This window comes from Marinibactrum halimedae (assembly GCF_021234875.1).
GTDB lineage: Bacteria > Pseudomonadota > Gammaproteobacteria > Pseudomonadales > Cellvibrionaceae > Marinibactrum > Marinibactrum halimedae.
In genome coordinates this window covers 1-19,695 of the sequence record NZ_JAJQVM010000001.1, presented here as the reverse complement: position 1 = coordinate 19,695, position 19,695 = coordinate 1, and the positions used below count along the sequence as shown (strand labels likewise).

Here is a 19,695-nt window from a genome sequence, read left to right as displayed (position 1 = left end):
ATACGATGGAAGAACAATACAACCCGTCAGCAATTGAACAAAGTGCCCAATCTTTCTGGGATGAAAACAAAAGCTTCGCCGTCACCGAAGACGACAGCAAATCCAAATTTTATTGCTTAGCGATGTTTCCCTACCCCAGTGGCAAGCTGCATATGGGGCATGTTCGTAACTACACCATCACCGATGTTATTTCTCGCTTTCATCGCATGAAAGGCAAAAACGTCCTACACCCCATGGGCTGGGACGCTTTCGGCCTACCGGCAGAAAACGCCGCCATTCAAAATAAAACCGCCCCGGCAAAATGGACCTACAGCAATATCGACTACATGAAGTGTCAGCTGAAAAGCTTAGGATTCAGTTTTGATTGGGACAGAGAGTTGGCTACCTGCCAAAGCAGTTACTACAAGTGGGAACAATGGTTCTTTACTCGCTTGTATGAAAAAGGCTTGGTCTACAAAAAAATGGCCACCGTTAACTGGGACCCGGTCGATCAAACCGTTCTTGCCAACGAGCAAGTGGTAGACGGACGCGGATGGCGCTCTGGTGCGTTGGTGGAGCGCAAAGAAATTCCTCAGTGGTTCATCAAAATTACCGATTACGCCGATGAACTGCTGAAAGACTTAGACGGTTTAACCGAGTGGCCTGAGCAGGTCAAAACCATGCAACGTAACTGGATTGGCAAATCCAAAGGGGTCGAGCTGAGTTTCGGTTTGAGCACCCCCGTTGCCGGGCTTGATCATTTCGACGTTTACACCACTCGCCCCGATACCTTAATGGGCGTGACTTACGTCAGCTTGGCCGCTGAGCACCCAGTAAGTTTAGAGCTGGCGAAATCAAACCCGGAATTGGCCGCCTTTATCGAAGAATGCAAAAGCCAATCGGTTTCCGAAGCCGATATGGCGTCCATGGAAAAGAAAGGCATGGACACCGGCATCAAAGCCATTCACCCAATTACCGGCGAAGACGTTTCCGTTTGGGTTGCCAATTACGTACTCATGGATTACGGCTCCGGTGCGGTTATGGCCGTTCCGGCCCACGATGAGCGCGATTTCGAATTTGCCCAAAAATACGATTTGCCGATCACGCAAGTAGTAGCACCAAAAGACAACTCAGAAGTCGACCTCACCACCGCCGCGTTCACAAATAAAGGGTTGTTAATCAACTCCGGTGAATTTGACGGACTGGACTTCAAGAAAGCCTTCAAAGCCATCGCCGATAAATTGATAAGCCTTGAGAAAGGTCGCATCAAAACCAATTTCCGCCTGCGCGACTGGGGCGTCTCTCGTCAGCGTTATTGGGGGGCTCCCATCCCTATGCTGAACTTACCTGAGGGCGGTGAAATTCCTGTTCCCGCCGACCGGCTCCCTGTGCTGCTACCTGAAGACGTAGAAATGGATGGCGTGCAGTCTCCGATTAAGGCAGACGCCGAATGGCGTAAAACCGAATACCAAGGCCAAGCCGCCGAACATGAAACCGATACCTTCGACACCTTTATGGAGTCCAGTTGGTATTACGCGCGCTTCACCTGCCCTAATTTTGAAGACGCCATGCTCGACAAAAATGCTGCCGATTACTGGTTACCAGTAGACCAATACGTTGGCGGTATTGAACACGCTATTTTGCATCTGCTTTACGCCCGTTTTTTCCACAAACTCATGCGTGACGAAGGCTTGGTGAGCTGCGATGAGCCGTTCAAAAAGCTCTTGTGTCAAGGCATGGTTCTGGCCGAGTCCTTCTACAAAGACAATAGCGATGGCTCGAAAACTTGGTTTAACCCGGCGGAAGTGAAGCTCGAACAAGACGAAAAAGGCAAAATTATCGGTGCCAGCCACCCTGACGCCGGCGCACTCGAATTGGGCGGCACCACGAAGATGTCCAAATCGAAAAACAACGGCATCGACCCTCGTGCCGCCGTAGAAGAATACGGTGCCGATACTGTTCGACTGTTCACCATGTTCGCCGCACCACCGGAGCAAACTCTGGAATGGAAAGATTCTGGTGTGGAAGGGGCGAGCCGATTCTTGCGCCGATTCTGGAAAACCGTTCATACCCACATCGCGACAGGAGCACCCGGTGAACTGAACGCGGAGGCCTTAAACGACGAGCAGAAAGATTTGCGCCGTAAAGTGCATGAAACCATTGCCAAGGTCAGTGACGATTACGAGCGCCGCCAGACGTTTAATACCGCTGTGGCCGCCGTAATGGAACTCTTAAATGAAGTGACCCGCAAAGCCGATCGCAGCACACCAGAGAGTTTGGCAGTGGAACGTGAGGCCTTAGAAGCGATCACGTTATTACTGGCACCGGTGGTACCGCACATGAGCCATCAAATCTGGCAAGCGCTTGGACACAACGATAGCGTTATTGATGCCCCTTGGCCGAAGGTGGATGAAGCGGCTTTGGTGAAATCCAATATCACATTAGCCGTTCAGGTAAACGGTAAAGTTCGCGCGCAATTGCAAGTTCCGGTGGAAGCCGCTGACGATGACATTATCGCCATGGCAAAAGCCGAACCCGGTGTCGAAAAATTCTTGGCAGGCAAAGAAATTAAAATGTGCAAAGTAATTAAAGGTAAATTAGTCACTTTCGCGGTGAAATAATTTTTATCGCCTTTGCCAAACATTAATGGACGGCTTTCACTTAGCCGTCCATTATTCACCCTTCCTATTCATTCAACACAAAACGCCTATTACTATGCGCACTTTTATTTGGCAACGCCGGTATTTTTCCATCGTTCATTCACGCCCAATTAAAGCTCTTGTTGTTATTATGTTGGCGTTTATTCTCAATGCCTGTGGATGGCATTTACGCGGCTCCATTGCACTCCCTTCCGACTTGAGAAACCTTTCTGTCATTAACAATGGCGTCAGCAGTGCGTTAGATGCTGAGTTTTCGAAAGCCCTCAAACAAAATAATATTGAGCGGGTTTCTCCAACGGAAGCGTCTTACACCATCACCGTTAGCGATGAATACGACAACCGCCGAACCTTATCGGTTGGCACCAGCGGTCTAGCCACTCAATATGAACTTACGTTAGAAATTACCTACGGCATCACCAAAGCGGACGGCACCATTCTCGTCGAGCCAGAACCATTGAGAATGAACCGCAACTACGATTTCGATCAGCAAAATATCGCCGGTAAAGCTCAGGAAGAACAACTATTGAGAGAAACCATGCGCCGCGAACTGGTTCAACAGGTCATGCGTCGCTTCCGTTACGCCTTACTGGGGTCGTCAACTCAATCGTCAGAATCTTCATCACCGAATACTCAGCCACCGCAAACCGAATCATTGGATACCCCTAACTAGCGTTATCAATCATGGCTAATGTCCGTCCCGAACAACTTGCCCAAGCCTGTAAGCGTGGGTTGGCTCCTGTGTACGTCATCTCTGGCGATGAACCTTTATTAGTGCAAGAAGCCTGCGACACCATTCGCACAGAAGCCCGCGCCCAAGGGTTTAGTGAACGCGAGCTGTATCATTCCGATACCGGTATTGACTGGGAAGGGCTGATGATGAGTGCCAACAGCTTATCCCTGTTTGCGGAACGAAAAATCATTGAAATTCGTCTTCATAATGGCAAACCCAAAGATGAAGGCGCAAAAGCGCTAACCACTCTCGCCAATTCCGGCAATCCCGATACGCTTCTTCTCATCCTCACTCCTAAATTGGAAGCAAACACAAAAAAAACAAAATGGTTTAAAGCCCTCGACTCCGTTGGCACCACCGTTGCGGTCTGGCCTATTAATGCCGAACAGCTGCCCTCTTGGATTGACCGTCGCCTCCGACAAGCTGGTCTTAAAGCCGATTCCCAAGCCATTGATGTATTAGCCAATCGAGTAGAAGGGAATTTACTGGCCGCCTCCCAAGAAATTGAAAAACTGAAACTCTTGGTGGGTGACAGCAAACTGGTCACGGCAGAATTAATGCTCAATGCGGTAGGCGACAGTGCTCGCTTTGATGTCTTTAACTTAGTCGACAAAGCCTTAATGGGCGATGGCCCAGCCTCCACACGCACATTACAAGGGCTCAGAGGGGAAGGCGTCGATGCCACCATTGTGTTATGGGCACTGGCGCGAGAAATACGAACGCTACACTCTGTACAAGAAAGCGTAAATAACGGCATTGCTTTTGATCGTGCTTGCCAAGCGAATCGAATTTGGGATATACGAAAAGGCTTAATTCGAATGGCCTTACCACGATTACCGTTACCCATACTTCAGCAATTATTACGTAAAGCCCACACCGTCGATAAAGCCATTAAGGGAATACGGCGCGCCGACCCTTGGCCTGAATTAATGGATTTGTGTTTGGATTTTGCTGGCACTAAATGTTTGCACCCGAAAATCGATAAACTTTTAAGTCGGTCATAGCACTGGTGATAACAGAGTATCTGAATTAACTTGTATAAAATCCGTTACCTTTCATCACTCATCATTATGGGAGATAAAAACAATACTTTTAAACGGAGTGCTCCCACCTTGAGTAGAAACAACCTGTGTGCGATAAGGCCAACGAACCAACGGTTGATCTCCACCCAATAATTCGTCCATACTCTCTTCATCTTGATAGGCCACCACCAGACGACACATATTTCCTTGACAGGTGGCCGTTTCCAATACTGCATCATTCAGATCTAATTGCTGAAAACCTTCCGTAATATCATCCACAAACTGCAACTCTTTTAATGGGTTTGATGCTTGGCTCTGATAACGCGCCTCAAATAAATCCAAGCGCTGTTCTAACGCCACCTCATTTGATGAGATCAATGTATTATCCACATTTGTGTCATCCACATTGCGAGCGTTGTTATTCAAATCATGGTGAACGATTCGAGCATTGGTTGTCACACCATGATGAACACGTAAAACTCCCGCTTCTAACTCTTGAAATTGTTTCGTCAGAGCCGCAATACGCTCTCGACTTTCACGCTCTGATTTCAGCAAATCACTTTGATTATGCTTTAGTGATGCCCATTCCTGATGAATTTCAAATAATTGATCTTCAATATTATCTAACCGAGCAACAAAAGAAGAGAAGTTTTCATTTCGGGAAAGAGAATTAACCGCATCCTCTTGCTGATGAACTTGCTGATGAAAATAAAATTTCCCTACTAAAAAACCAGCAATAATCACTGACAAGAAAAACCATCTCAGTATAGGACTCTTAATAAAATTCCTCATCAAGCTTTTCATAACACCTCCTTAAAGAAGACATTAAAAAACGGCGCAAACTTCACGCCGACTCATAGTTTTTTAAGCTTAAATTTTTTTAAATAACTTTTTTACACTAAATTTCACTCATCGAATAAGAGCGAATAATGGTCTTTCTAGCGCCTTGCCGTTCAGGCAAAATACAGTACAACGCCGCATTGGAACCATTAATCGTTGCCAATGGACCAAGGTTAAGAGAACACGCACCAATTCCTACTGGGCAGGTGGCCGAATCGGTACTCAACGTAACGCCATCTGCATTGCGCGAAGCCAACACACAGCGTGTCACCGCTGTAGAATGATTATTAAAAATTCTGACATTCACCCGTTGTAAACCATTAGGATTTGCAGCAGCAATATCTTTCACTAAAGGACAATAAAACGTTCCCGAAGTATTATCCCAATTGGAAATACCCCCCAAACTTCGACGAATATCTTGGGTTTCTTGAATAGGAAGACACCCCACCCCTGAATAACTTTTCCAATCTTGAGCCTGTACTGCACCGCTAATACCGATACAACATGCAATCGCCATCCACATTTTTTTCATGGTGATCTCCTTATGATAAGAGGTACAAAATAGAGAGAAATCAATAGCATTACTCACCATCACATGAGCAGCTACAACAACAACTACAATAACAACTACAATAGAAACTACAGAAACAATGAAAAAAAGCGGACAGGTGTGCGACTGCCTAATGAAAAGGCAAACTCATTCACTTCATGACAAGAAAAGTTAAAGAAAGAAAATACTCTAAGGGTTCAACAACGACCAATTTTCAACATGTGGATGAAGCACAGAGGCTTTACGGTACGCCTGATGAATTCGGCCTTTCACCCTGAGCTTGCGAAGACCCCGCTGCAATTGCAAAAAACGCCGACGCCCATCACTATCTACTCGGCTCACAAGGTAATGTCGGGTCGCTTTCGCATTGACTTTTAAGCCATGCACGGGGGTTAATAAATGCCCATCCATCGTTAACGTTTGAGTTGTATCAATGGGGAATGGCATTAACAGAAAATCCGCCGCCCCACCGCAGACTGTCGCGACGGGTTGACTGGATAAATTTTTCTTTTTCACATTCAACGAATTTAATACGGCTGTTGCAGTTTGATCTCGCACATCCGACGTCCCCACGAGATTGGATAAAGACTGTCTAAAATCATCGGCCTTCATCGTCGTACCACAGGTGTAAATACCGTATTCAAATTCGCCTTTACGAATCACCGCGTCACTCAACCATAATTTATTTTCTTGACGAGCCACCTCTAAACGCCACTCACTAATAGCAGACATGACCGCCTCACCCTTGGCCACCGACTCTAAGGCAATTTCTGGATTATCAACGGCACGAACAACGAGTTCATCCTTATAACCACCTTCGCGAAGTGCTTGTATGGCAATGACTAAATCCAGCAAGTCACGGTCGTGTGCTAATAAGTTGTAATCTCTAAAACGGGCAATATCTGTTTGGGTATTTAATTTATTGAATGCTTTTAGTGCATGAGGGGATGTCAAAATAGGCGATATCTTAGTGGTCGATGTTAAGGTCGTCGATGCAATGGCCTTGGAAGTCAATGCAGAATAAACACCCGCAAAAAAAATAACCGTGCACATTGGTGCCACACAAAAGTATTGAAAAATATTTCGCCAAACGCATCGAGCCAAAGAAGGTCTAGGCATTTTAGCAATCCACCACATTCACAACACTCTGATAAAATTGTTTTGCCGTTCTGGCACTATGGTTTCCACGGGTCATCGCAAATAATTTAGCCGACTCATGAAGCGCTGCCTTGTCTCCAGAATAATTTTCAAATAAATGATCCACCACAGATAAATATTCCGGCCAGTTAATGGGATAGAAAGATAGCCATAAACCAAATCGGTCTGCCAAAGAGAGCTTTTCTTCTACGTTATCTGCGTAGTGAATCTCTTTGTCCGCCATTCGGGCCGCCAGTGTGTCTAAATTATCTTGGTTGGTTTGTGGAATTAAGTGTCGACGATTGGATGTGGCATAAAGCAGTATATTTTCAGGAGGAAGCTCAATTGAGCCTTCTAAAACACTTTTAAGATGCTTGTAACTGGACTCACCGGGCTCAAACGAAAGGTCATCACAAAAGACGATAAATCGAAAATCTAACTCCCGTATTTCATCGACAATATCCGGCAAATCGACCAAATCATCTTTATCCACTTCAATAACTCTTAAGCCTTGATCAGCGTATTCGTTCAATAACGCCTTGATCAAGCTAGACTTACCTGTTCCTCTTGAGCCCCACAGTAATGCATTATTGGCAGGTAAGCCTTTTAGAAAACGTTCGGTGTTATCAACCAACTTCTGCTTTTGCGTATCGACTTGTAAGAGGTGTTCTAATCGGATGGAATCGAGGCGTGTTACCGCGCGAAGCACTGCCTTACGCGGGCGCCAAACCGCCGCATAACAAAGGTTCCAATCTATCATGAGGGCCTGAGATCTATGGTTGAGGTTTTAGGGTTGTAAATTCATTAGCGCTTCTTTCAAGCTGAAATTTCGTTGAATAGTTCGCTATTCTAGCCGAAATCACCATCGGTGGTCAGCTTTTATGAAATCAGCCCCATAAAATGGCACCCTAAAAACCATGGAAAGGCCTAGGGAGCGGCCTTCAATAACGCTTCTGTGTAGTCATGCTGAGGGGAAGACCAAACCGACTCCATAAGCCCAGATTCCACCACTCGGCCTTGCTTCATCACCATAACCCGATCACACAATACGCGCACAACCGCTAAATCGTGAGAAATAAAAAGCATGCTCAAATGATGTTTGTCTACCAAATGAAGGATTAGCTCAAGAATTTGCTTTTGAATAGTGACGTCTAACGCTGAAACAGGTTCATCGGCAATGACCAGCTCAGGCTTGGTGGCAATCGCTCTGCCAATGGCAATACGTTGGCGCTGACCACCTGAAAACTCGTGAGGGTATTTACGCACGTAGGCCCGAGCCAAGCCTACATCATCCATCAATTCGAGTACCGCTTTGTTCAATTGTGGGCCCTTAGCCAAATCATGGAGCACCAAAGGCTCAGCAAGCGTATCGTAGATAGTCATCCTTGGGTTGAGCGATGCATAGGGGTCTTGAAAGATCATCTGCATACGACGCCGATAAGGTCGCATAGCTTTGGCTGTTAGGTCTTGAATTTCTTCTCCATCAAATACAATCGAACCAGAATCTGACTGAGCCAATTTTAACACTGACCGCCCCAAAGTCGATTTGCCGGAACCCGACTCGCCCACCAACCCTAAGATTTCTCCACGCTGAAGCTCAAAGCTGATATCGTCGACCGCCTTGAAACGATCGCCAGAATGGCGATCTGCAAAAGTGGTGACAAGATTGTTCACACTTAGCAATGGGTGACTCATTTGAGCTGTATCGTGAGCCGAGGCCTTTGACCCCGCTGGAATCGCGGCCAGCAACTTCTTGGTGTAGTCATGGTCAGGGCAGTTAAAAATCGACGGTGCATCACCCCGCTCAACCACGCGACCGGTTTTCATCACCACCACCTGATCAGCCAAATCCTTCACTACCGCCAAGTCATGGCTGATAAAAATCACACCAATGTCCCGATGTTGTTGAATCTCTTTCACTAGCTCCAAAATTTGTTTTTGGATGGTGACATCTAACGCCGTCGTGGGTTCATCCGCAATCAATAACTTCGGTTCAGCAATCAATGCCATGGCAATCATGACCCGCTGGCGCATTCCCCCCGAGAACTCATGGGGCCAAGCGTGATAGGTTTTTTCTGGATCTCGAATACCCACCTCTTGAAGCAGGCTGCGTGCTTTCTCAGCTGCCTCAGCACGAGACAATTTGTGGTGAAAAATCAGAGGCTCAATCAGTTGCTCTCCTACCGTAAGATAGGGATTTAGACTGGTCATTGGGTCTTGGAAAATCATTGCGATTTTACTGCCGCGAATCTGACGGAGCTCTGCTTGAGAGGCTTTCAGTAAATCACGTCCGTCAAACCAAGCCTCTCCAGCTTCAATACGACCCGGTGGGGATGGGATGAGTCCGAGCATGGAGTAACAACTGACTGACTTCCCCGAGCCGGACTCCCCAACGATGGCAAGCGTTTCACCCGATTTCACGGTAAAGCTCACGTCATCTACCGCCTTTACTACACCATTGCGAGTGTGAAAATAGGTGGTCAGGTTTTTTACTTCTAGTAATGCGGTCATGAAACCCAGCCCTAAAATGATCGTCCAAATCGTTGCATGTAATAAGTTGCGTTTAATGAATAGGCACAAGCGCTCTACATAACAACTCTATGAGTGGTTCAGAATCAATCTTTGGATGCCCGAACGTCCAATGCGTCACGCAAACCATCACCAAGAAAGTTCAATGCAAATAACGTTAAGGTCAACGTCAGCCCCGGATAGATGAGCAGCCATGGGTACTCTTCCATTGACTCCACGCCATAAGAAATTAACAACCCCCAAGAGGACTGGGGCGGTTGAATCCCTAAGCCCAAAAAGCTTAAAAAAGCCTCCAACAACATGACACTGGGAATCGTCAATGTGGTATACACAATTACCGGGCCGAGAGCGTTTGGAATTAAGTGACGACGAATAATGGCCCATTTAGAGAGACCAATAGAGATGGCCGCCTCAACAAACTCTTGCTCTTTCAACGATTGCACTTGACCACGCACAATACGCGCCATCGTCAACCACTCCACCGCACCAATTGCAAAGAACAACAACCAAAGGTTTCGCCCAAATACCACCATCAACAACACAATGAAAATCATAAATGGCAATGCATAGATGATATCCACCAGCCTCATCATCACAGCATCCACCTTACCTCCAACAAACCCTGCTATGGCACCCCAAGTGACACCAATCAACAAGGCCACGGAAGTCGCAATCAAACCAACCATCAATGAAACCCGCCCACCATAGAGAATTCGAGTCAGAAGATCTCGACCAAAGGTATCCGTGCCCAGCCAGTGCTGAGGCGAAGGTGGGCTCGCGCCAAGTAACAAATTTTGCTCTTCATAGCCATAGGGAGCGATCCACGGTGTACATAAACACGCCAATGCGATGAAGACTAAAAAGCCAAGTCCTGTTAACGCAAGAGGGTTCTTTTTAAGCCTTAACCACGCATCGGACCACAGTGAAGTCCCTTTTTCATACTCATTAATGGAGTCAACCCTGCCTGATTGAGAAGAGGTTGAGCCCTGCGCTTCAGAGGTCGAATTCAACATCTCACTCATTGATTGCCTCCCAGTTGTGATCTAAGCCTTGGGTTCATCCACGCGGCCAGCAAATCGGAAAGCAAATTGAATACGACTATTAATGTCGCCAAAAACACGGTACACCCAAGAATCATCGTATAATCTCGATTAAACGCTGCCTGCACATAAAAACGGCCTAAACCATGAATTTGGAAAATGGTCTCGATCACAAATGACCCTGATAAAATTCCGGCAAACGCCGGTCCTAAATAGGCAACCACCGGAATCATCCCACCACGCAAGCCATGCTTGAGTACCACCACTCGCTCAGGAAGACCTTTCGCTCTTGCTGTGCGAATGTAATCTTGAGACATCACCTCTAACATGCCACCACGACTCAACCTGGCAACATAGGCAGCGTAGGCCGCGCCTAAAGTAAAACTGGGAAGAATTTTATCGCCAGGTAGATCACCCCAACCCGATACGGGTAACCACTCCAGCCAAATGCCAAACACCAAAATCAATAACGGCCCCAGTAAAAAGGTCGGCATACAAATCCCTAACATGGCCAGCGACATTGGCACATAGTCTTGTGCTGTATTGGGTTTCAGGGCAGCAACCACGCCAGATATGCCACCAATGCACAATGCAATTAAAATGGCGTACAAACCCAATTCCGCAGTGACTGGGAATCCCGTAGCAATCAACTCATTCACAGATCGGCCTGGATATTTAAACGAAGGCCCTAAATCGCCTTGAGCTAAATCCCCCAAATACGCTGCGTACTGTGAAAACAACGGTTGATCGAGACGATACTGAGCCTCCAAAGCCGCCTTGACCTCTGGCTCAACGGATTTCTCGTCGTCAAAAGGCCCCCCAGGCGCAAACCGCACTAAAAAGAAGGTAATCGTAATCACCACAAAGATGACCGGTATGGATTGCATCGAACGGCTGAGAATAAAGTTAAGCATCTCGTTAATCCTCTTCCGTCACTGCGTTATCTGCCACCTCATCATTGCCAAGGGTGACATGTTTATAGCTGTAGTAATCCATCAAATTCGCCGGCAACCCTTTCACCCCTTTATCTCTTAAAAACATGGTGTGATAGGTGTAAATCGGCACAAACGGCATCGCTTCCATCAAGTAAGTTTCTGCCTCGAAAAATCGCTCCAGTCGCTCTTTGGGGGTAGTAGCGCTCGGGATGTATTCTTTGATGAGGTAATCGTAATGGGGGTCGCTATAAGCAGAACGGTTGTTGCCATTATCAGAAAGGCCTAAATCTAAGAAATTCATAGGATCCACAAAATCGCCTATCCATGCTGCACGGGCAATATCGTATTGGAGCTGATCCCGTGAGCTGAGATACACCTTCCACTCTTGATTGACGATGTTCACATTAATATTTAAGTGATCTTTCCACATTTGCTGCACTGCAACCGCCACCTTACGATGCTGCTCACTGGTGTTATAAAGCAATTCAATGACAGGAAACCCCTCCCCATTGGGAAAACCTGCTTCCGCTAAGAGCTTTCTGGCTTTATTGGGGTCAAATCCAACCAATTTGGGAGGCTGATACCCCAATGTTCCCGGCGGGGTCAGAGAATAAGCGGCTGTGACTGAGCTATTCAAAACGGTTTTAATCAGCGCATCACGATCAATCGCAAACGCAAGCGCTTGACGAACCTTGACGTTTTTAAAAGGCTCACGGCTCAAATTAAACTGATAGTAATACGTACCGAGATACCGCTCGTTTACGAAAGAATCTGGATCATTCTCACGATAGACCGGCGCTTTATCGAGAGGAATATATTTCGTCATATGGAGCTGGCCCACTCGAAACATTCGCTCTTCGGTGGTCAGGTTTTCTGTGGGATAGAACATAATCGCATTCAGTGCAACGTTTTCCGCATCCCAATAATGTTCATTCTTTTCTACCCGAATATGCCGATAAAGCTTCCATTCCGTGAGCTTAAACGGGCCATTACCCACCAAATTACCGGGCCTCGTCCAATCGGAGTATCGAGCGGTGGGGGAACCGTGTTTTTCGATAGAGGGACGATGAACAGCATAGGCACTGTGATGATCAAGGAGTTGAAGGAAATAGGGGGTTGGATTATTGAGGGTAACTTCAAGGATTTGAGGAGATATGACCTTTACCCCTACCTGTGAAAAATCACCTATTTTTCCTGTGGCAAAAGCTTCCGCGTTTTTGATGGGGTACAACATATACGCATATTGATTTCCCATCGCGGGTGTTAAGGCCCGCTCCCAAGACCACCGATAATCTTCTGCAGTCATCAAGTCTCCATTAGACCATCGAGCATTCTCCCGAATATAAAATCGATAGGTCAGCCTGTCTTCACCCACCTCCCATCGCTCAGCAACACCGGGAACCGGCTCGAGTGTGGTTGGGTGCTTGGAAACCAACCCTTCAAAAATAGCCAATTGAATGTGATGCTCAGGTACGCCAGTACTCACATGAGGATCTAAACTTTGAGGTTCAGTGGCGTTTCCAACGTGAAAGACCCCTGTTCTATTACCACTCTCTACTCGGGTTTCAGAAGAACCGCAACCAGAGATGAGCCCTCCTAGTATCAATAAGAAAACGGTCAATAAGACGTGAAAAGCGCGTGTTACAGACCTAAAGCCATTACCCATTACCCAATCTCATCTATGTAATATTCAGAATTGGCTGATACTCTTTCCTCTGTATCACCCATCTCGCGTACAACCGTTTGAATGCATTTTAAGACGATGTATTTTTAAATACGTGTGTTTTTAGAGTCGTGTGTTTTGAAAGCCATATAGGAAGTAAACGTACTTACCTTTGATTACCTTACAAAAAGTTGTCGGCCCCTTTCGTCAGCTAGCAGAACCTACTCATCATATTCACTTCACTCAAACCGCTGTTCAAATACATCGGATAAAAAGAAAATACCGAAAAAGAATCAAAATTTATCAAAATATGGTCGTCTGACCCTTTTTTGACGCCGCAGAATGTGTCACATTTATGTAACAACTGAGGCGTAACAATGCACACATAAGGTGCAGTGTTACCAAATGCGTGCATTTGGGTGGATTGGAGCCACACACAAAGACACTTATAAAAATGCTGACCAAAAAGTCGAGCATCTCAGATACGTTGAATCAAAAGTTCATAGTTATTATTTTTTAGAGCAGTTTCTAGTAAAAACCCATTACTTTCGCGACTGATCGACAATAACCAACAAGAAGTAACTGATATTTACCATTCGCCAGACAAATTAAAATGGCGCCATGGCCCACATGTTGCTTCTAGTACCGCTTTAGCTTTGCCAATTTTAAAAGGCAAGGCGTGCCAAACAGGCGGGAACTTAGGGTTAGGTGTCATCAACAATCAAGAGATGAACAAGCGTTTTACCAAACGTTAATGTTACTTGTTCACCCATGCATGCCTAATTAACGAGCAACCGTGACTAATAGATACACTCTATTTAGCTCACGACAACCTCAGAAGCGGAAGGTATTTAATGGCTATCAGCTACAGATCAACGTTTCAATTTACCGAAGGAAATTCAGCCTTGGCGATGCAGGCATCCGAGCAAGAGAACCACTTTTTAGAAAATATGTTTTCTAACCATTTGCAAGGCTTGATTCGCTTTCTAAGCCGGAAAGTCAAAAACCCAGAAGATGCTGAGGATATCGCTCATAACGCATTTATCCGTATTCAGCGCCTCGCCAACTCTGGCGACCTCGAAAACCCGAAAGCGTACCTTTATCAAACCGCCGCCAACCTTGCTATTGACCAAATGCGGCGTGAAAAGCTCCATCAAAATTACCTACAAGGTGAAAATTGCGATCATTTGCCACCAGAAGAGTCTAGCCAGGCGGATAATCTATCTCCTGAACGATTGTTGGCAGCAAAACAACAATTGCAAAGCATCGAAAACGCATTGAATCAATTGCCAACTAAGTGTAAGCAAGCATTCATGCTGCATCGCGTAAAGGGTCTGTCTTACAGTGACATCGCCAAAGACATGGGCGTGTCCGTTTCGAGTGTAGAAAAATACATTCTGCAAGCATTAAAACATTGCCGTGCAGCGAATGCCGAAATGAGTTAACCCAACCTGCATTCCAAAGCTTTCGCCCGTAGCATTATTTTCGAATCGAAAATTTATCCTCTATTCTCAAGAGGAATAAAAGTAAAACGTAAAACAGCATCATGGAAGGCTAAGCAGTAAACAGACACTGCAGTAATAATAAAAACACAAAAACAATACAAAGAATTAAGAAATACGTGTTTATTGCGGCAAATGCCGCATAAAACGCACTATGCGAGTGTAAACGCCAGTAAACATGACGTGCTTAAACGCACAAATATAGAGCGATTGATGCAGTACCTCACAAAAACTTTGCATTTTGACTGATGGGGTCCTCGTGTCGTTCGTCTGTAAGATTGAAGGTGCCTAAAAGGCCAGAGAACTTAATCTCTGGTTTTACAACTAACCTAATAGGCATTGTCTGCAAGTCATTCAGTAATGAACTGTTAAAACACATGCGATGTAAAAATCCTGTGCAATACTTGTTACAGACGCAAAATACTTCTTTTTTAGAGAAAACATGAATACTGGTGCAGTAAGGGCAGCAAGCAACGTGAAACCTTTTACATCAACAAACAATAAAGCGAATGAAGAAGCTGCCTTTTGGGTTGCCAGACTCAGTTCTGACCGCGTGAGCACCTCAGATAGAATTGCTTTCTCAAATTGGTTAAACCAAAGCGAATCCAACATCAAAGCATTTGATGAAATGGAAGCAACTCTCGTTGCCATGGAACATTTTAGTGCAAACGCAAAAGCTGATATCTCTGCCATTACATCCAACGCTACCGCCACACCCCTTTCAACTGAATTTTCACGAGACGACAGAAACCCCTCAAACGAAGAAGTACATCCTAATAAACACTCTGTAAACCGCCTTTTAAATCTACTTTCTCCACCGATCTTTGCGGTTGCCGCCATACTTTTAACCGTTAATGCACTTTTTCCCTCACTGCTTCAATTCTCATCACCATCAGTAGAATTCAATCAGTACACCACCCAGGCCGGAGAAAAGCGTGAACTTCAGTTGCCCGATGGGTCTAGCGTACTTTTGAACACAAAGTCTCATATTGAGATAGCCTACACCAGCGACGAGAGAAAAATTCACTTGCACTCTGGGGAAGCATTTTTTGATGTTGCTTCAAACCCTTCCCGCCCCTTCGTTGTGGATATCGGCCGAGGCAGCGTCAGAGCTGTAGGAACCGCCTTCAATATTCATGTGACAAATGCATCTTCTAAAGTCACTGTGACAGAGGGCACCGTTGAAGTAAAAGAACGCCAAGACGCCACTACGCCTTACCCAGACAAAACATTGGTCAAAATGGATCAAGAAGTTTCCATTAATTCAAGAGGGCTTACCCGCGTTACGCCATCGCACACAGATACCTCTATCGCTTGGATGAGTGATCTCATTGTTTTTGATAACGAACCTTTGAGTGATGCACTCAGCGAGCTTAATCGTTATATGGATCAAAGTATCGACTATTCCCACCCCTCCCTAAAGCACGTGCATGTCTCTGGCACATTTAGCTTATCTTCTCCAGAAAAAACGCTTCAAGCACTCATGACTACTTTTGACTTAAGAGTCAAAAGCTCTTCATCTGGACGGTACTTGTACAAAGAAGTCAAATAAGCTATATGTGGGTCTACTTTTACATCAGATAACGTCGTTAGGCGCAAAAATTGCTCAAAAAAGTCGTGGTTTTCGTCTTTAAAAAATGACCATTGCTACTACGTAAGTCATTTTTAATAATACGAATCACTCATCACGCGACTAAGCAATCGAGCCACTAGACCAACTGAAATAAGTTTTGTGAGATCCATCAAGCACAGCATAATCGCCGGGTTGATAACGGCCTGCATTTCAACATCGCTATCGGCTGACACAGAAGCACGCCGAGAATTATGCCTGCCCCCTCAAAACCTATCGTCAGCGCTCATCAGCATTGGAAAGTCTTTTGGTATCAGCATTATTTACCCCTCCTCATTATTGAAGGATGTCAAAACCGCAGGCATTAAGGGTATTTATGCACCACAGGAAGCCATTGAAAAGCTCATAGAAGGGCAACAACTCAAGCCCATCATACTGAGCCCAAACGTCATTGCCTTAAAGGCTGTAAAGATACCCTCCACTACCACTGCCATTAGCGCTTCAGAGGGAGAATTTGAAGAGTTGACTGTGGTTGATTCGATTCTAGTCGGCTCCAGAATTGGAGACAGCAATGCAGGTTACACCGCATCCATTGATGTCATTAACTCACCTACGCTGGAATTATCGGGCGCTCAATCTCTAATTGATTTTTTTAAATTCACCCCCGCCGTCACGGGTAATTCAACCAGTACGTCTGTCAGCAATGGGGGAAATGGTACTTCGACCGTTACTCTTCGAGGGCTGCCTGCCAATAACACCCTTGTACTCATTAACGGACAAAGGGTAGCCTTTAATGGCTTATCCGGTGACTCCGTTGATTTAAACAGTATCCCTCCTTCTGCCATTGAACGTATTGAAATACTTAAAGATGGTGCCTCTGCCTACTATGGATCAGACGCCATAGCCGGTGTTGTTAATATCGTGCTACGTAATCAGCAAGAGGGATTTACCGTTGAGCAATACTACGGACAGACTTATTACGAAGACTTACGTACTCGTAACACCATTATCAGTGGTGGCCACAAAACAGGAGATTGGAGCTTTTACGGAAACGCAAACTTCCTCGATCAGTCGGGAATTAACAGCAGAGATCGAGACTTTTCAGCGTCTGCCGATGCCAGAAACCAAGGGGGATCTGACACTCGTTCATCCACAACACCAACTGCCCGCATCAGCCTCAATAACGGTCAAACCGTAACACTTGATGTCAATACCGATAGGGGTGGCATTTCAACACTAGATGAGCGTAGCGAAAGCGCCCGATATCGAGACGTTACTGAAGAGGACTTGTTCAACTACCTTCAATACACCTCTTCAACCTCCCCGATAGAGCAAACAAACCTGTATTTGAGTGGTCAATACACACCCTCATCAACCTTTACCTTTCAAGCGAATGCCGCTTATTCACAGACCGAGTCGACAATCAATTTAGCTCCACTGCCCCTCTCTACTGGACGCAATCAAATATCTCCCATTACCGTTTCCAGTGAAAACCGCTTCAATCCATTTGAAGAAGACATAACAGACATACGCCGAAGAGTATTGGAGGCAGGAAACCGTGTACAAGAATTTACCTCTGAAAGTACACGCTTCAATATCAGTGCGGACGGAAGCCATCACGGGATAAATTGGAGTTCAGCGGCCTACTGGAGCAAGAGTGAGGCTAATCGCCATTCTTTTGGCATTGCCAGTGGCAATCGAGTCAGAAGGGCTTTAGGACCAAGTCGTGATTGCCAAGGTAGGGAAATTGACGGCTGTACTCCCCTAAATTTATTTGGCTCCCCCGGCTCTATTACGCAAGAACAACTCGACTACATATTGACGGAAAACGAACTGAAAGGCTTCACTCGTATTCACGGCTTACACACGGCCATAGACTGGGAAGTCGGAGAGTGGTGGTCAGCAGGTCCTGTACTCGCCGCCGCAGGTATTGACTGGCGTATGGAGCGCATTCGATCCAGGTCTTCTGCCCCGGACGATGATTTTTTAATCGGACAAAATGACGTTTCCGATACCAACGGCAGCCGACAAATTCAAGAAGTCTTCGCTGAAATTCATATTCCCATACTCAAGCATGAGCCTTACGCCGAATCGCTCGACTTAAACATTGCTCTTCGCGCATCACAGTACAGTGACTTTGGCAACAATACCTCACCTCATCTCTCTATCGGATATAGCCCTACTCCCAATTGGGTATTACGTGCTAACTTTTCAAAAGGCTTTAGAGCGCCGAGTTTAGACGAATTACAAAGGGAAGGACTTCAAACCCAAGCCGCACTAAACGATCCTTGTGCAAACCCCGATAATGTTGAAGTTCTCCCAGGCTGCACACAGCAATCCGATCCAACTGTCAGCCAATTCCTAACCATCTTTCAAGGAGATGAGGATTTACAACCAGAAAAATCAATCAATCGCAGCGCCGGCATTGTTTGGCAATCGACAGTTAATGATAACAATGATCTCAAAATCAGCGCCGATTATTTTTCCATTTCCCAAAAAGATGTCATCAATACCAACCCTCAATTTATCGTGAATGAAAATGCAGAAACAGGACGTTACAGAGACCTTGTACAGCGCAATGCCGAGGGAGACATTACCAAAATATTCGCACCACACATTAATATTGGTCAATTAGATGTCCAAGGAATAGACTTATCCTTAAATTATCAACATACAAGCAAGCATCGAGGCGTATTTAATTACACATTTAACGCTGTAAATTTGCATGAATTTACGGAAAAGATTGCCGACGGGGAAACACCAAGAAATCTCGTCGGCTTTTATGTGGACAGCGCAGCAGAAGGCTATGGCACCATTCCAAAATGGAAAGCCAGCGCAGGTTTCGAATGGAGAAAAAACAAAATAACACTTGCCTACAACATGCATTATCTTGATTCATTAAAAGAAACACCACCACGATTTAATCAAGCTCGAAAAATCGAAAGCTGGACAACTCACAACGCCCAACTCAATATTAAAAACGTGTGGAAAAAAAATCTGAATTTCACTTTTGGTATCGACAACATTACCAATGAAGAGCCTCCGTTTGTTGACTCTAGCATTAATGATAATTACGACCCTTATTCATACAACGCCAAACAAATGTTTTGGTATTTGAAGCTTGGGTATAGGTTTCAATAAATTATCAGCCGACAGCTATGCTGAGCCTAGAGCAAACACTTCCTACAGTGATTTTCATCTTTTAGATCAACAATTAAAGCAAGATCAATGTTGAATGGAAATAAAATCGCAAACAAGTTACAGTGAAGTTTAACCCACCTAAAAATTTTCAGATCATTAAATTACCCGCAACTGATGTCAATGTTAAAAATATCAAACCATACAAAGTAAATTCTCGAAAGCGCCTGAGACAAAATCACGCAAAAAATACTAGGATCTTTTAACACTAATGTAAACGCCAAACCAACAACCTCCTACAACCCCACCTTCCAAACCAATAACCTACAGTCTCCACCCAAAGGAGACCAACATGCCCAAATACCGCCGTTACAACTGGCCCCACCTCTTGTCAGAATTT

14 protein-coding genes are annotated in these 19,695 nt (G+C 45.4%); 6 read left to right on the top strand and 8 right to left on the bottom strand.

The window, feature by feature from the left end; translation table 11 throughout:
* Positions 1–5: 5 nt before the first annotated feature.
* The 3 genes from leuS (at position 6) to holA (ending at position 4,373) form a co-directional block, all read left to right on the top strand.
* Complete coding sequence (leuS, locus tag LU351_RS00070) at positions 6–2,600, top strand: leucine--tRNA ligase (protein WP_232591955.1); 2,595 nt, start codon at positions 6–8, stop codon at positions 2,598–2,600.
* A 94-nt stretch (positions 2,601–2,694) separates the two neighbouring features.
* Entirely contained in the window at positions 2,695–3,309 is a 615-nt protein-coding gene (locus LU351_RS00065; RefSeq protein ID WP_232591954.1) for an LPS-assembly lipoprotein LptE, read from the top strand.
* An 11-nt stretch (positions 3,310–3,320) separates the two neighbouring features.
* The gene (gene holA / locus LU351_RS00060; RefSeq protein ID WP_232591953.1) at positions 3,321–4,373 is read left to right on the top strand and encodes a DNA polymerase III subunit delta; all 1,053 of its coding nucleotides are present in this window, start codon (positions 3,321–3,323) and stop codon (positions 4,371–4,373) included.
* Between the two features lie 54 nt (positions 4,374–4,427).
* On the opposite strand, the gene LU351_RS00055 is transcribed toward holA, so the two are convergent.
* From LU351_RS00055 to LU351_RS00020, 8 genes are all read right to left on the bottom strand, one after another.
* Positions 4,428–5,195: a hypothetical protein gene (locus LU351_RS00055; RefSeq protein ID WP_232591952.1), complete on the bottom strand. Its 768-nt coding sequence runs from the start codon at positions 5,193–5,195 to the stop codon at positions 4,428–4,430.
* A 94-nt stretch (positions 5,196–5,289) separates the two neighbouring features.
* Positions 5,290–5,763 (bottom strand): hypothetical protein, encoded by a 474-nt coding sequence (locus tag LU351_RS00050; protein WP_232591951.1) that lies wholly within the window; start codon positions 5,761–5,763, stop codon positions 5,290–5,292.
* A gap of 207 nt (positions 5,764–5,970) precedes the next feature.
* Entirely contained in the window at positions 5,971–6,834 is an 864-nt protein-coding gene (locus tag LU351_RS00045; protein WP_232591950.1) for a hypothetical protein, read from the bottom strand.
* Between the two features lie 67 nt (positions 6,835–6,901).
* Complete coding sequence (locus LU351_RS00040) at positions 6,902–7,678, bottom strand: ATP-binding protein (protein WP_232591949.1); 777 nt, start codon at positions 7,676–7,678, stop codon at positions 6,902–6,904.
* 167 nt (positions 7,679–7,845) lie between these two features.
* Complete coding sequence (locus tag LU351_RS00035; protein ID WP_232591948.1) at positions 7,846–9,429, bottom strand: ABC transporter ATP-binding protein; 1,584 nt, start codon at positions 9,427–9,429, stop codon at positions 7,846–7,848.
* Between the two features lie 104 nt (positions 9,430–9,533).
* Positions 9,534–10,460: an ABC transporter permease gene (locus LU351_RS00030; protein WP_232592180.1), complete on the bottom strand. Its 927-nt coding sequence runs from the start codon at positions 10,458–10,460 to the stop codon at positions 9,534–9,536.
* Between the two features lie 5 nt (positions 10,461–10,465).
* On the bottom strand, positions 10,466–11,401 hold the full coding sequence (locus LU351_RS00025) for an ABC transporter permease (RefSeq protein ID WP_232591947.1): 936 nt from the start codon (positions 11,399–11,401) through the stop codon (positions 10,466–10,468).
* Between the two features lie 4 nt (positions 11,402–11,405).
* Positions 11,406–13,088 carry a peptide ABC transporter substrate-binding protein gene (locus tag LU351_RS00020; RefSeq protein ID WP_232591946.1) on the bottom strand — a complete coding sequence of 561 codons (1,683 nt, stop codon included), beginning with the start codon at positions 13,086–13,088 and terminating at the stop codon, positions 11,406–11,408.
* An 851-nt stretch (positions 13,089–13,939) separates the two neighbouring features.
* Here LU351_RS00020 and LU351_RS00015 point away from each other — a divergent pair.
* From LU351_RS00015 to LU351_RS00005, 3 genes are all read left to right on the top strand, one after another.
* Positions 13,940–14,530 carry an RNA polymerase sigma factor gene (locus LU351_RS00015; protein WP_232591945.1) on the top strand — a complete coding sequence of 197 codons (591 nt, stop codon included), beginning with the start codon at positions 13,940–13,942 and terminating at the stop codon, positions 14,528–14,530.
* Positions 14,531–15,029: 499 nt separating this feature from the next.
* Positions 15,030–16,139: a FecR family protein gene (locus LU351_RS00010; protein WP_232591944.1), complete on the top strand. Its 1,110-nt coding sequence runs from the start codon at positions 15,030–15,032 to the stop codon at positions 16,137–16,139.
* A 180-nt stretch (positions 16,140–16,319) separates the two neighbouring features.
* Positions 16,320–19,298, top strand: coding sequence for a TonB-dependent receptor (locus tag LU351_RS00005; protein ID WP_232591943.1), 2,979 nt, complete (start codon positions 16,320–16,322; stop codon positions 19,296–19,298).
* Positions 19,299–19,695: the final 397 nt, after the last annotated feature.

Excerpts from the sequence above, each read along its gene's own strand:
- LU351_RS00025 (WP_232591947.1), bottom strand. The coding sequence starts at position 11,401 with ATGCTTAACTTTATTCTCAGCCGTTCGATGCAATCCATACCGGTCATC.
- LU351_RS00055 (WP_232591952.1), bottom strand. The coding sequence starts at position 5,195 with ATGAAAAGCTTGATGAGGAATTTTATTAAGAGTCCTATACTGAGATGG.
- LU351_RS00050 (WP_232591951.1), bottom strand. The coding sequence starts at position 5,763 with ATGAAAAAAATGTGGATGGCGATTGCATGTTGTATCGGTATTAGCGGT.
- LU351_RS00015 (WP_232591945.1), top strand. The coding sequence starts at position 13,940 with ATGGCTATCAGCTACAGATCAACGTTTCAATTTACCGAAGGAAATTCA.
- LU351_RS00065 (WP_232591954.1), top strand. The coding sequence starts at position 2,695 with ATGCGCACTTTTATTTGGCAACGCCGGTATTTTTCCATCGTTCATTCA.
- LU351_RS00020 (WP_232591946.1), bottom strand. The coding sequence starts at position 13,088 with ATGGGTAATGGCTTTAGGTCTGTAACACGCGCTTTTCACGTCTTATTG.
- leuS (WP_232591955.1), top strand. The coding sequence starts at position 6 with ATGGAAGAACAATACAACCCGTCAGCAATTGAACAAAGTGCCCAATCT.
- LU351_RS00045 (WP_232591950.1), bottom strand. The coding sequence starts at position 6,834 with ATGTGCACGGTTATTTTTTTTGCGGGTGTTTATTCTGCATTGACTTCC.
- LU351_RS00035 (WP_232591948.1), bottom strand. The coding sequence starts at position 9,429 with ATGACCGCATTACTAGAAGTAAAAAACCTGACCACCTATTTTCACACT.
- LU351_RS00010 (WP_232591944.1), top strand. The coding sequence starts at position 15,030 with ATGAATACTGGTGCAGTAAGGGCAGCAAGCAACGTGAAACCTTTTACA.
- LU351_RS00040 (WP_232591949.1), bottom strand. The coding sequence starts at position 7,678 with ATGATAGATTGGAACCTTTGTTATGCGGCGGTTTGGCGCCCGCGTAAG.
- holA (WP_232591953.1), top strand. The coding sequence starts at position 3,321 with ATGGCTAATGTCCGTCCCGAACAACTTGCCCAAGCCTGTAAGCGTGGG.
- LU351_RS00030 (WP_232592180.1), bottom strand. The coding sequence starts at position 10,460 with ATGTTGAATTCGACCTCTGAAGCGCAGGGCTCAACCTCTTCTCAATCA.